Annotated in this window: 12 protein-coding genes; 10 read left to right on the forward strand and 2 right to left on the reverse strand. The window is 67.6% G+C overall.

The features are described from left to right. The first annotated feature begins 32 nt into the window (after positions 1 to 32). The 3 genes from QFZ21_RS14780 (at position 33) to QFZ21_RS14790 (ending at position 4,493) form a co-directional block, all read left to right on the forward strand. Positions 33 to 713, forward strand: coding sequence for a GntR family transcriptional regulator (locus tag QFZ21_RS14780; RefSeq protein WP_307379024.1), 681 nt, complete (start codon positions 33 to 35; stop codon positions 711 to 713). A 136-nt stretch (positions 714 to 849) separates the two neighbouring features. Beyond that, the gene (locus tag QFZ21_RS14785) at positions 850 to 3,528 is read left to right on the forward strand and encodes a discoidin domain-containing protein (protein WP_307379026.1); all 2,679 of its coding nucleotides are present in this window, start codon (positions 850 to 852) and stop codon (positions 3,526 to 3,528) included. Continuing rightward, on the forward strand, positions 3,525 to 4,493 hold the full coding sequence (locus QFZ21_RS14790) for an alpha/beta hydrolase (RefSeq protein ID WP_307379027.1): 969 nt from the start codon (positions 3,525 to 3,527) through the stop codon (positions 4,491 to 4,493). The genes QFZ21_RS14785 and QFZ21_RS14790 overlap by 4 nt, the downstream gene beginning before the upstream one ends. Before the next feature lie 28 nt (positions 4,494 to 4,521). Here QFZ21_RS14790 and QFZ21_RS14795 read toward each other — a convergent pair whose 3' ends face one another. After that, a complete protein-coding gene (locus QFZ21_RS14795) occupies positions 4,522 to 5,454 on the reverse strand; it encodes a hypothetical protein (RefSeq protein ID WP_307379029.1) in 933 nt (310 codons plus the stop codon). 47 nt (positions 5,455 to 5,501) lie between these two features. Between QFZ21_RS14795 and QFZ21_RS14800 the strand changes: the two genes are divergently transcribed. The 7 genes from QFZ21_RS14800 to QFZ21_RS14830 all read left to right on the forward strand — a co-directional run bounded on the left by QFZ21_RS14800 (position 5,502) and on the right by QFZ21_RS14830 (position 12,906). Then, complete coding sequence (locus QFZ21_RS14800) at positions 5,502 to 6,650, forward strand: DUF4185 domain-containing protein (RefSeq protein WP_307379031.1); 1,149 nt, start codon at positions 5,502 to 5,504, stop codon at positions 6,648 to 6,650. Between the two features lie 155 nt (positions 6,651 to 6,805). Next, on the forward strand, positions 6,806 to 8,173 hold the full coding sequence (locus tag QFZ21_RS14805) for an extracellular solute-binding protein (RefSeq protein ID WP_307379033.1): 1,368 nt from the start codon (positions 6,806 to 6,808) through the stop codon (positions 8,171 to 8,173). Positions 8,174 to 8,249: 76 nt separating this feature from the next. Then, positions 8,250 to 9,176, forward strand: coding sequence for a carbohydrate ABC transporter permease (locus QFZ21_RS14810; protein WP_307379034.1), 927 nt, complete (start codon positions 8,250 to 8,252; stop codon positions 9,174 to 9,176). Between the two features lie 10 nt (positions 9,177 to 9,186). Beyond that, positions 9,187 to 10,074 carry a carbohydrate ABC transporter permease gene (locus QFZ21_RS14815; protein ID WP_307379036.1) on the forward strand — a complete coding sequence of 296 codons (888 nt, stop codon included), beginning with the start codon at positions 9,187 to 9,189 and terminating at the stop codon, positions 10,072 to 10,074. A 22-nt stretch (positions 10,075 to 10,096) separates the two neighbouring features. Beyond that, entirely contained in the window at positions 10,097 to 11,197 is a 1,101-nt protein-coding gene (locus tag QFZ21_RS14820) for a DUF4185 domain-containing protein (protein WP_307379037.1), read from the forward strand. A 54-nt stretch (positions 11,198 to 11,251) separates the two neighbouring features. Next, positions 11,252 to 12,403: a methyltransferase gene (locus tag QFZ21_RS14825; RefSeq protein ID WP_307379038.1), complete on the forward strand. Its 1,152-nt coding sequence runs from the start codon at positions 11,252 to 11,254 to the stop codon at positions 12,401 to 12,403. A 62-nt stretch (positions 12,404 to 12,465) separates the two neighbouring features. Continuing rightward, positions 12,466 to 12,906: a DoxX family protein gene (locus tag QFZ21_RS14830; RefSeq protein WP_307379039.1), complete on the forward strand. Its 441-nt coding sequence runs from the start codon at positions 12,466 to 12,468 to the stop codon at positions 12,904 to 12,906. Here the strand turns inward: QFZ21_RS14830 and QFZ21_RS14835 are convergent. Continuing rightward, complete coding sequence (locus QFZ21_RS14835) at positions 12,899 to 13,240, reverse strand: gamma-glutamylcyclotransferase family protein (protein WP_307379040.1); 342 nt, start codon at positions 13,238 to 13,240, stop codon at positions 12,899 to 12,901. The genes QFZ21_RS14830 and QFZ21_RS14835 overlap by 8 nt on opposite strands. Positions 13,241 to 13,247: the final 7 nt, after the last annotated feature.

Below are 13,247 nucleotides of genomic sequence, written 5' to 3' on the forward strand. Positions count from 1 at the left end.
GCCGTCGTCTCCCAAGAATCGGATTTCCCGCGATGACAACTCCCGACACCCCGCGGCTGCCGCGGGTCGCCGCGCGTCCCATGCTCAGCGACGACGTGTACCGCACGCTCCGAGACGCACTGGTCAGTGCGCGGATCGCCCCGGGCGCACGGATGAACCTGGATGCTCTCGCGCGCGAACTCCATGTCTCCAACACCCCGGTGCGCCAGGCGCTCGCGCGCCTCGTCGCCGACGGACTCGTCACCCAGACGCCCTATCGCGGGTTCATGGCCTCACCGCTGCTGGACTCCGAGCAGATCCGCCAGCTCTACGAGTACCGGACGATGGTCGAGCCCAACATCGCAGGCATGGCGTCGGTCCGCCGCAGCGACGAGCAGTCGGCGCAGCTGCTCGAGATCACGGATGAGGCCACCATCGACGCAGCGATCAGCGAGGAGGCCAGCGGACTGCTCGGCGAACGCGACGTCGCGTTCCACCTGGCGGTGGCGTCGTGCATCGGCAACCCCATCGTGGGAGAGCACCTCGGACAGGTGCTCGCCCGCATGCAGTCCTACACGCTCTACACGCACCAGCCGTCAGCACGGCTGGCCTGGGAGGAGCACCGCACCATCGCCGAGGAGATCAGCGCGGGGCGTGCGACCGAGGCCGCCGAAGCGATGAAGGCGCATCTGGCGAACGGCATCGGCAGGATCCGCGCGGTCATCCCGCACTGACGAACTCGGGATCCGATCGCGAGTCCTCGCGCCGGCTTCGTGTTCTCTGGCGGTGATCGCTTCGCTCCCTGACGCGGCGGGACGATGATGTTCGGCACACGTCAACGGCGACGTGCACACCCGACAGGAGAACCCGATGGGACTCAGGAAGAATCTGGCTGCTGCGACCGTGCTGATGCTGATCGGGGCGTCGGTGCTCGTGACGGCTTCGCCGGCGACGGCGGCGGATCATGTCGTGCAGACGACCTACTACGCCGCACCCACGGGCAGCGGGTCCACGTGCTCGTCGGCGAGTCCGTGCTCGCTGACCGGTGCGCGCGACAAGGTCCGCACCGTGAACACGAATATGACCGGCGACATCGTCGTGCTCCTCAAGGGTGGGACGTATCCGATCGCGTCGACGTTCACGTTGACAGAGAGCGCCACGATCCATGACTCAGGCACCAACGGGTTCGACATCATCTACCGGAACGCGCCGGGTGAGACCCCGGTGCTCAGCGGTGGCGAGACGATCACCGGGTTCACCGTGCACGACGCGGCCAAGAACATCCATCGCGCGCCCGTGAGCGCGAGCCTCGAGACCCGGCAGCTCTACGTCGGCGGGCAGCGAGCGATCAGGGCCCGCAGCACGGGGAACCCGGCTTTCACCCTGACGTCGACCGGATACACCGTGCCCTCCTCCGGCGTGTACAGCGGCATGGCCGGTTGGGGAGCGGTCAGCGACATCGAGGTCGTCACGACCATGAGCTGGAAGCAGGCTCGATACAGCGTGGGGAGCATCACCGGCACGGCGATGACGATGGATGCGGCGGGCTGGAACGACGGCAACACGCAGCCGTCTACGGCCTCGCGCTCGATGGCGTGGATCGAGAACGCGTATGAACTGCTCGACACGGAGGGGGAGTGGTATCTCGATCGCGGCGCGAACTGGATGTACTACATCCCGCGCGCCGGTGAGAATCTCGCCACTGCGCCGGTGGTCGCCGGACGGACGGAGGGCCTCGTCGCGGTGTCCGGGTCCGCGGCGACCCCGATCCACAATGTGACCTTCGACGGCCTCACCTTCGCCCACGACAGCTGGACGCTTCCGAACACCGCCGCAGGGTACCCGGACTTCCAGGGAGGGGCGGTGTATCGCGGTTCCGGCGACTGGTGGAACAACTCAACGATGACACCGGCCGGCGTGACCTTCACCGTGGCGCGTGACGTGACCGTGAAGAACAACACCTTCACGCACATGGCGAACGCCGGACTCGCGTTCGGTGCAGGGAGCCAACGCAACACGATCGACCGCAACACCTTCACCGACATCTCGGGCAACGGCATCAATGTCGGGGGAATCGACATCGCGGATCATCACCCCACTAACCCGCAACTCATCACGCGCGACAACACCGTCTCGCGGAACACCATCACGAAGGTCGGCGTCGAGTACGGGGACAACCTCGGGATCTTCCTCGGCTACACACGCGGTTCGGATGTGCGCAACAATGTGCTCCACGACCTCCCCTACTCCGCGATCTCGATGGGCTGGGGCTGGGGATACATAGACACCCTGGGAGCGCCGGTCGCCGGGAACAACGTGGTCCGGGGCAACCTCGTCTACGACTTCATGAAGGAGCGTCAGGACGGCGGAGCGATCTACACCCTCGGCTCGCAGCTCGGTTCGCAGATCGTGGACAACTACACCTACGGCGCCCAGCACATCTTCGGCGGCCTGTACCTCGACAACGGCTCCGCCGGAATCATGGTGAAGAACAACGTCGTGAGCAACGAGGCGGCGAGCTCGAACCAGTGGGCGCTCGTGAACACCTCAGCCGGCGGGTACTGGAACCCGCACGACACCCTCGTGACGCAGAACTTCTTCCGCGCCGGAATGGTCGCCAGCCCCGGCGGCGGCAGCAACGTCGTCACCGCGAACACATCGGTGTCCGGTGCCTGGCCGGCCACGGCGCAAGCGGTGATCGACAACGCCGGTGTGAGCGGAGTGGCAGTCACGGCGGTCGTCCCCGGTGAGCCGGCGCTCTCCACCGGCAAGCCCGCCACGGCCTCGAGCACGTTCTCGGCGACGTATGACCCAGGCAAGGCTGTCGATGGTGACCCGTCCACGCGATGGGCCCAGGGCTCGGGTCTGCCTGACCCCTCGTGGCTGCGAGTGGACCTCGGCGCTCAGTATCAGCTGTCGAGCACGACGACCGTGCCCTACCTGCACACAGGCAAGGCACTCAAGTACAAGATCGAGTACTCGGTGGACGGCAGCACCTGGTCGACCTTCGTGGATCGCACCGCGACCTGGACGGTTCCGGGCACCGACGCCCCTTCCTCCGCGGCGACCGGACGCTATGTGCGCATCACCCTCACTGGCACGCAGGGCCAGGGCGGCAGTCTCCATGAGTTCAAGGTCTACGGCACCCCGGTGCCACCGCTCTCGCAGGGCAAGGCCGCCACGGCTTCGAGCATCTACTCCGGCGCGTACGACGCGAGCAAGGCGGTCGACGGGAGCGCGGCCACTCGTTGGGCGCAGGGCTCGGACCTGCCTGATCCCTCGTGGCTCCAGGTCGATCTGGGAAGCGCGCAGTCCATCGGTCGCACCGAGACGCAGGCATATCTCCCGAGCGCCAGCGGCGTGAAGTACAAGATCGAGTACTCCACGAACGGCACGACCTGGTCGATGTTCGCCGACAGGACCGCCGCGTTCGTGACTCCCGGGACCGACACCGTCCCGACCGCCGTGTCAGCGCGGTACGTGCGCATCACGTTGACCGGGACGCAGGGCCAAGGCGGCAGCCTCTACGAGTTCAAGGTCTACGGGTGAGCGCAGAGCGACGACTTCAGATCCGTCCGCCCGCACCAGAGGGCATCAGCGAAGAGGCGCGGCTGTTCCTCGACAGCCAGCCCGCGGCGACCACGGTCGAGTCCCGTACGATCCCTCTCGACGATGTGGAGGGGTGGGAGCGGCTGATCGCAGAGGCGGATGCCGCCACGAGAGAGCTGCTCGTCGCCTGTCTGCCACCGGCCGGCTCGCTCCTCGTCGAGGACGATCTGATCGGCGACGTCCGAGTGTTCCGCATCCGCCCCCGTGACGGCGTCGCGGACGAAGGCCCCTTGTTCCTCGATGTGCACGGCGGCGGTCTGATCCAGTGTGGAGGTGACCTCGCCTGGATGACGTCCGCCCTCGCGGCGGCCGGACGGGACGGTGTCACCTGGGTGCCCGACTACCGGATGCCGCCGCGCCATCCGTATCCCGCGGCGCTCGATGACATCATCGCGGTCTATCGCGCAGCGCTCAGACACCGCCCCGCATCGCAGATCGTCGTCTCCGGGACGAGCGCGGGCGGAAACCTGGCTGCCGCACTGATGCTGCGAGCGGAGGACGAAGGTCTCCCCCTGCCCGCTGCCGTCGTCCTGCTCACACCCGAGGTCGACCTGACGGAGTCCGGTGACACGTTCCGCACTCTGATGGGCATCGACATGCTGGACTCCCTGCGCACCGTGAACGAGCTCTACGCCGCGGGCGCAGATCTCGCGCATCCGTACCTGTCACCGCTGTTCGGAGACGTGACCGGCTGGCCGCCCACGTTCCTCCAGTCCGGCACGCGCGACCTCTTCCTCTCCAACACGGTGCGGCTGCACCGCAAGCTTCTCGCCGCCGCCGTTCCCGTGGAACTCCACGTCTTCGAGGCCATGCCGCACGGAAGCTTCGGCGGGCGCACCCCGGAAGATGACGAGCTCCGCGACCACGTGCGCCGCTTCGAGCGGAAACACCTCGGGAGCGTCTGATCGCGGTCTTCTCGGTCGTCCGGCAGGCTCAGACCTCGTCGACCGAGAACCGGAACACCGCCCCCTGCCGGAACGGCTCGACGATCTCGAAGTTCTCGAAGGCGGGGCCGCCGGGGATGGGTGAGGCGCTCGCCCAGTAGGACCAGCGGGCGTTGACGACGGCCTCGAGTTCGGGGTGCGGGTCGTCGACGCGCCAGGTCTGCACCGCACGACGTCCGAGGAACCGCCAATGCGGGGCGGTATCCGCCGAGTACTCGACCGCGGTCGGGTCGAGCTCGTCTCCGGTCGCACTTACGATCGCAGCGTCGCCGTCGCGCGTCAGGTCGGCCAACGGGAAGCGTCCGTGCTCGGTGAACGCCGTGCCGGTGAACCCGGGCCAGAGCTCTGCGGGGGTGACGACCCGGTCGGCGAGGTGCAGGCGGCGCAGCCGCGCCCAGTTGCCCATGGTCGCGGTGAGGATCAGGTGCGAGAGCGGGACGGATGCCGCGTTCGTGAACCCCGCGAGTTCGACCTCGTGCGGGCGGTCGGCGAAGAACCGAAGCCGAACCCGCACGTCAGCGCCGTTGTCGAACCGCTCCACGCCGATCCATACCGTGAGGGTCTCGACGCCGTCGACGGTCTCGATGACCCCGGCGGCCGGCGCGGAAGTCGCACCGCGCTCGGCGGCATCCGACGCATCCGCCGACCAGAACCGCTTACCGCGCTCGCTGGGATCGAGGGTGCTGGGCTCGAGCTCGGAGAAGCCCCGAGCCGTCGCGCCGACCGGGATCGGCTCCACGGCGATGAAGTTGACCAGGCGCTCGCGCGGATGGTCGAGGTAGGGCGTGAACACCCGCAGCAGCCCGCGCGGGCCGGGGATCGGCGGGATTCCGACCTGGATGCCGTCGACATGACCCCAGCGGGACTCGGCGGCAGGAGCACCGGATGGTCGGAGCCATCCGGCAGCGGGGGAGAGGGACATGACCATGACCCTAGTGCGATGAAATCGATTTCGCTAGATTCGATCCCATGCACCGACGCACCCCCTCATCCCGTCGCGCCCTCGTCGCGGCATCCGTCGTCCTGGCTCTCGGCCTCGCCGGGTGCGCAACCGGTGGCAGTCCCGAGGTCGATCCCGATCCGGACAAGCCGTTCGTGCTGACGGGGGTGACCGACGTCACCGAGATCGCGCAACTCACCGGCCCCGACGCCATGAACGACACGGCATCCGTCTCCGTCGCCGGCACGGATCTCGGGTCGATGGTGAACGTCGGCGAGAAGACGTTCTTCCTGTTCGGCGACACATTCGGGGAGCGGGATCCCGACTCCATCGGCGGGCAGGGCGAGTTCTGGCGATCGAACGTCGCCGCCTGGACCACCGATGACGATCCGACCGACGGCATCGACTTCGAGGGCTGGGTGGAAGACGACATCGGTCTGGCCGCCCCGCTCATCGAGGGCGATCACGACGCCAACGGAGCAGGCGGCGAGGTGACGAACATCCCCACCTACGGCTTCGCGATCGGCGAGACGATCTACGTGTCGTACATGTCGGTGAAGTTCTGGGGCGAGCCGGGCGCCTGGGATGCGAACCGTTCCGCGCTCATCGTCTCGCGCGACGACGGCGAGAGCTGGTCTCCGGTGGAGGGCGTCGAGTGGCCCGGTGACTCGAACTTCGTCCAGTTCGCGACCGCGCAGGTGAGCGAGGGCGGACAGGACTGGATCTACTTCTGGTCGATCCCGTCCGGGCGGTTCGGCGGCGTGCAGCTGATGCGCGTGCCCGCCACCGAGAAGGCCGTCGAAGACCAGGGCGCCTACTCGTACTTCGCCGGGATCGACGGCGAGAACCCGCGCTGGAGCGACGATCTCGCCGACGCCGAGACGATCGTCGAGGGTACGATCGGCGAGCTCTCGGTGATGTGGTCGACCTATCTCGAGCGGTGGATCATGACGTATTCGGATGCCGGCAGCGCCTACATCCGCGAGGGGATCACGCCGTGGGGACCGTGGGGCGATCCGATCGAGCTCGTGCCGGGCGCGGACTATCCCGGCCTCTACTCGCCGTACTTGAATCCGCGCTATGTCACGGAGGACGGCCGCCGGATCCACTTCTCGCTCTCCCTGTGGGACCCGTACAACGTGTTCTGGTTCTCGGCCGATCTCCAGCGGGCTGAGTAACATGACCCATGCTTTTCCCTTGCGCATGAAATCGATTTCGCCTACTCTGGCGCTACCCGGTCACTGAGGATCGATCGGCCCGGCCGGTGGTCTTCGGCAACAGCCGAGCACACAGCACCGACTCGACGAGGAGTCCGTTCCCTGAGGAGGAACAAATGAGAATCACCACCCGAACCCGCCGCACCGCGGTCGCCGCTCTCGGCGCCCTCACGGTCGGCGCGATGCTCGCCGCCTGCGGCGCCGGCACCCCCGGTGGAACGGCCGGAGGGGACGGCGGCGAAGACGGCGTCACCACCATCCAGTTCTGGCACCGCAACTTCACGCCCGCCGAGAACGAGTGGTACGCCAACATCGTCAAGGAGTTCAACAAGTCCCAGGACGAGATCAAGGTCGTCGACACCGAGGTGCCGGCCGACGCGTGGGACCAGAAGATGAAGGCCGCGCAGGCCGCCGGCAAGGCTCCCGACGTCTACACGAGCTCGGCGAACCTGCTCGACCTGGTCAACGCGGGCTCGGTGCACGAGCTCGACTCGATCGTCTCGGAAGACGCCCTCCGCCAGATCCTGGACAACGCGACGTCGATCTCCGAGGTCGGCGGCAAGCACTACGCCTACCCGCTCCTGCTCGAGCCGCAGACCGTGCTGTTCTGGAACACCGACATGCTCGACGCCGCCGGTGTCGACTCGGCTGCCGCTCCCGAGACCTGGGACGACCTGCTCGACGCCTGCGCGAAGATCCAGCCGACGCTCGGCGACGGGCAGTACTGCATCTCCCCGGCGCAGGACGCCGTGACCTTCGCCTGGTCGACGGTCGGGCAGCAGTACAACTTCGCCGGCCACCTCGCCCTGACCGATGACTGGGCGGCGCCCGACATCGACAACGACGGCTACCGGTCGCTGATGGAGCAGTACAAGGTGCTGTGGGACAAGGGCTACATGCCGAAGCAGCCCCTCGCCGCGTACGTCGCCGGTGAGGACTTCGGCCAGCAGAAGGTGGCGTTCAAGGTCTCCGGCTCCTGGATGATGTCGGAGATCGGCTCGGACTACCCCGACCTGCTCTCGAAGACCGGCGTCGGCGCATTCCCGAACGCCTCGGATGCCGACGGCCGCACCGCCACCACGATGGGCAACTTCACCTGGGTGGTCGACGCCAAGAGCAAGAACGCGGAGGCCGCAGGGAAGTTCCTCGAGTGGTCGATCGCGGGCGACCCGGAGAACCTCGTGCCGTTCTTCGTCGACACGCAGTTCACCAAGGTGCCGGTCCGCCAGTCGGTGCAGGATGCCGTCGCCGCCAGCCAGGAGGCCGCAGACGCCCCGTGGTCGAGCATCATCGTCGACGACATCGCGCCGGACGCGATCGCGGGTGCGACCTACCCGTGGGACGTCAACCTCGCCGTCGGCACCGCCATGGAGTCCGTGATGAAGGGCTCGGCGTCGCCTGACGACGCGATCAAGACGGCCAACGCCGCGATCCAGACGGTCATCGACCGTGACGGGCTGCCCGACAAGGCGCCCAAGAACTGATATCGCTCGCTGTTCGGGGGCCGGGCCCATCCGGTCCCCGAACAGCGTCGCACCCTGAGATCGCGACGAGGTGGAAATGGCCAGTCAGGCTGTGCAGGAACGCCGGGAGATCCGGCAGAGACAGAACCGGTACAAGTACCGCGACAACAGGACCGCCTACTGGTTCCTGGTCCCGCTGGTGGTGCTGCTGGGGATCTTCGTGATCTGGCCGGCGATCTACGCCGGGTTCCTCTCGTTCCAGGACTGGAGCTTCTACAAGGATCCGGAGTTCGTCGGCATCCGCAACTACGCCAACGTGCTGAAGGACCCGCTGTTCATCGCGACGATCGGGCGCGGCTTCCTGTTCGTGCTGATGACGGTCCCGCCGATGCTGATCCTGGCCTTCCTGTTCGCCAGTCTCGTGGTGGCGGTGTCGCGCCGGGCCGCGAGCGTGCTGAAGGTCAGCATCTACATCCCGACGATCATCTCCGCGGTGATCACGTCGATCATCTTCGTGCTGATCTACAACTACTCCGGCGGTCTGCTGAACGCGTTCCTCGGGGTGTTCGGCGTCGAGCCGATCGCGTGGATCGGTGACCCGAAGTGGGCGCTGCTCGCCGTCGCCGTCCCGGCCATCTGGCTCGGGATGGGGCTCACCTCCCTGATCATGGTCGCCGCGATGGTCGACATCCCGACCGAGTACTACGAGGCGGCCGCGATGGAAGGCGCGAACTGGGGGCAGAAGACGGCGTACATCACGATCCCGCAGATGAAGAACGTGATGCTCTACCTGCTCATCACCGGGTTCGTCGCGGCGATCCAGCAGTTCGAGCTCCCGCTCGTGATGACGCAGGGCGGTCCGCTCGACTCGACGACCCTGCCGAACCTCTTCATCTTCAACCACTTCCGCAACGACGTGAACGTCGGCTATTCGATCGCGGCCGCGCTGCTGCTGTTCGTGGTGCTGGGAACCATCTCGGCGCTGGTGTTCAAGTTCGTCAACTCCGAGAGGCTGGTCGACTGAGATGGTCGTCATGCAGGACACCACCCGCATCGTCCTCGCCGGCAAGGAGCCGCGGGCGCAGCGCAAGGCACCGCGCACCGCCGGCGGCTGGCTCCTCGTTCTCGGCAAGGTGATCCTCGGCGCGATCTTCGTGATCGCCTCGCTGTTCCCGCTCGCCTGGATGATCATCGCCGGCTTCAAGTCCAAGACCGAGGTCGTCGAGACGCCGTTCCAGTTCTTCCCCGAGGTGTGGCTGTGGCAGAACTACGCGCAGATCCTCGCCGACCCGACGTTTCTGCAGACGCTCGCGTGGACGTTCATGGGAGCCGTGCTGTTCACGGTGGGAAGCCTCGCGGTGAACTCGCTCGCGGCCTACGCCTTCGCGCGGCTGGACTTCCGGTTCAAGGGGATCATCTGGGTGATCGTCATCACCACGATGTTCATCCCGGGCATGACCATCCTGCTCACGAGCTTCATCGTCGTCACCCGGCTGTCGATGCTCGACACCCTCAGCGTGCTGGTCATCCCCGGTCTTGCGAGCGCCGGCATGGTCTTCTTCATCCGGCAGTTCTACCTGAACATCCCGAAGAGCCTCGAGGAGGCGGCGATGCTCGACGGCTGCGGCCGGTTCGGCATCTTCGTGCGCATCTTCCTGCCGCTGTCGAAGCCGCCGTTCGTGGTGATGGGCATCACGGCCTTCCTCGGCTACTGGAACTCGTACGTCTGGCCGATCCTGACGATCACCTCGCCCGAGCGCTTCGTGCTGCAGCAGTACCTCGCGACGTTCCGCTCCGAGCGCAGCACCGAGCTCGGGCTGCTGATGGCCGGCTCCGTGCTGGCCGCGGCACCGGTGATCATCCTGTTCCTGATCTTCCAGCGCCAGATCATCGGCAACATCAAGATGGCGGGACTCAAGTAAGCGGTACCGAGAGGAGAGGTCGATGAAGACCGAGAACACGTACGGACCGAAGATCAGTCGCCGGGGAGTGCTCCAGGGCGCGGCGGTGGTGGGAGCGTCCTTCTTCGCCGCGACCGCGGTGCCGGCGCCGGCGTCGGCCGCCGGCCTGACCGTGTCGAGAATCAAGGTGCTCGCGGGCACGCAGAGTCCCTCGCAGTACGGCATCGGGGCGACGGATCTCGGCATCCCCGCACGAACGCCGGACGGGCGGATGCTGTTCCTGTTCGGCGACACGTGGGCCGACCACGTCGGCGGCGCGAACTGGCGCTCCCCGGTCGCGCTGTACTCGTCGACCACGAACCTCGCGGCCGGAGTGACCTTCAACGGCTCCGGCGGGGCGGGCGCGAACACGCAGGGTGTGGCTCCGCAGCTCTGGTACTACCCGCATGACGCCTACTTCACGACGGTCATCCCCTCGGACGTGATCACGATCGGATCGCGGATGTATCTGCACGCGATCGTGAACGGCCCGGCCTTCGGGGCCGTGCGCTGGACGGAGCTGTGGAAGTCGGACGACAACGGCGCCACCTGGCAGCACACCGGTCTGCAGTTCCCGGCGAACATGGCCGGCGGCAAGTTCCAGTGCATCACGTGGGGCCTCGGCAGCGACGGCTACGTGTACATCTACGGCACCGGCTTCCAGCGAGACAAGGGCATCGTGCTCTACCGGGTGCCGTCGAACAACATGACCACGCTCTCGGCCTACCAGCCGTGGGGCTTCGCGAACGGATCCTGGGGCTGGGGCAAGCCGGTGACCGAAGTGCTCTCCGGCGGGTTCGGCGAGATGTGCCTGCGTCCGCTCGGCGGCAAGTGGATCCTCACGTGGTTCAACGCCCCGGCGTACCGGATCGACGCGATGGTGCTGAACACCCCGACCGACAACCTCTATACGGCGACGAAGACCACGCTGCTGTACGGGAGCGAGTGGAACCAGGAGGATGCTTCGCACGTCGCGCAGCTGTACGGCGGCTACATCATCCCCGGGTCGACCCTGTCGGATCTGCACCTCAGCGTGAGCCAGTGGCACACCGGGAACAACAGCGTCTACCACTCCGAGCAGTTCCGGGTGCAGGGGCTCGTGTAGGGGTCGCGAGAGGAGCGCGTCACGCCCGTAGGCTTGCTGCGGGACGGAGACGACGTGAAGCTGACAGCTCGCACGCTGCGGGGCCTGGAATGGGTCGCCGCCGCCGAGATCGAGCGACGACTGCCGGACGCGACGAGCATCCGGATGGCGCCGCGCGAGGTGACCTTCGAGTACCCGATCCTCGACGCGGCCCTGCTTCAGCTCCAGCCCGTCGACGACATTTTCTGCGTGGTCTCGACGATCGACGGTGTCGGATCGACGAAGGATGCGGTCGCCGACCTGGCGAGCCGGATGCAACGCCTCGACTGGGAGCCGGTGCTGGCCGAGCTGCGGAGTGTGCGGACGATCCCGGACGGGTTCTTCTTCGACGTGGTCGCGAGCATCGACGGCGCCCACCGCTACAACCGGTTCGACGTCGAGAACGCGGCCGGCGCCGCACTCGCCCCGCAGCTCGGGGGTACGCACCTCGCGCGCACGGCGGAGGGCTTCGCGTCGGCGGATCGGCCGGATCTCACGGTGCGGGTGTTCGTGCAGGACGGGTCTGCCGTGGTGGCGGTGCGGCTGACCGCGGCGCCTCTGCATCGGCGCCCGTACAAGCAGGCGACGGGGCCGGGCACCCTCCACCCGCCGGCCGCGGCGGCGCTCGCCACCATCGCGGGCGTGACCTCCGACGATCGCGTCTACGACCCGTTCTGCGGTGACGGGACGATCGCCATCGAGACCGCGCTGCAGCATCCGGGCATCGTCTTCGGGGCCAGTGACCTCGATCCGGTCCGCGTGGACAACGCGCGGCAGAACGCCGGCCGCGCAGGGGTGGACGTGGACTTCCGCGTCGCGGATGCCGCGCTGATCTCCTGGCAGGAGGTCGAACCGTCGGTCGTCCTCACCAACCCGCCCTGGAACAACGCCGTGCATGCGGCCGGCGGAGCAGCGGCATCCCTCGACGCAGTCTGGCGCGCGGCCCGGCCGGCACTGCGCGGAGGGCGCCTCTGCGTGCTGGCCGACGAGAAGCTCGGCATCCCGGAGCGGTTGGCGGGACTCGGCTACCGCCCCAGCTTCACGACCCTCATCCGGCTCAACGGACGCCTCACGTCGCTGGTCGTCGCGGGCGCGGGCGACGGTCCCGGGCCGGAGCTCGCGCCCGAGCTGCGGGCCTGGCATACAGCCGCGCACTCAGGAGACGGAAAAGTCGGCTTCCTAGCGTGAGAGCAGGGAAAGCCCCTGCTCCGCGCTCGCGCGGGTGTCCTGCCACGAAGGATCGACCTCCGATGACGAACACCAAAGCCCCCTCTCCCGCCGTCTCTCTGGGACTCCTCGTCCTGCGCGTCGTCGTCGGCGCCGTCTTCGCCGCACACGGCGCGCAGAAGATCTTCGAGTTCACCATTCCCGGCACCATCGGCAGCTTCGCCGACATGGGCATCCCGCTGCCCGAGCTCGCCGCACCCGTCGTCGCGTTCGTCGAGCTGATCGGCGGCATCCTGCTGATTCTCGGCTTCCTCACGCGCCCCGTCGGCATCCTGCTCACGGTCGACATGGCCGTCGCGCTCGTCGCCGTGCACCTCCCCGCGGGCCTCTGGGTCGGAGAGGGCGGCTACGAGTTCGTGGCGGTCCTCGGCGTCGCGGCTCTCGCCCTTGCCCTGACCGGTGCGGGACGGTTCTCGCTCGACGGCGCGCTGCTGCGCGGACGCGCCCCGGCCTGGCTCAGCTGACCTCGAGGTACGCCCACGCAGTGCGGCCGGAGGTGAGCGTCACCTCTCGACGGCCGTAGTCGTCGACCTCGTAATCGTCGGTGGCCTGGAGCTCGGTGTCCGAGAGCTCGAGGCAGGCGCCGTCGACGGCATCCGTCTCCGTTCCTCGCCGAAGGATCGGATGCCGGTCCGACCCGCTCGTCGCGATGACGAGCGGGTCGGTGATCAGCAGCCAATCCAGGCGGTACCCGGGAAGCGAGTCGACGGTCGTCGGCACCTCGCGGCCGTACAGCGCGCGCTGCACCTCGGCCTGTCGAAGGGTTCCGTACGAGAAGACGCGGTGCGGGGTGCTCACCGATCCA

The organism is Microbacterium sp. W4I20 (assembly GCF_030816505.1).
Lineage (GTDB): Bacteria > Actinomycetota > Actinomycetes > Actinomycetales > Microbacteriaceae > Microbacterium.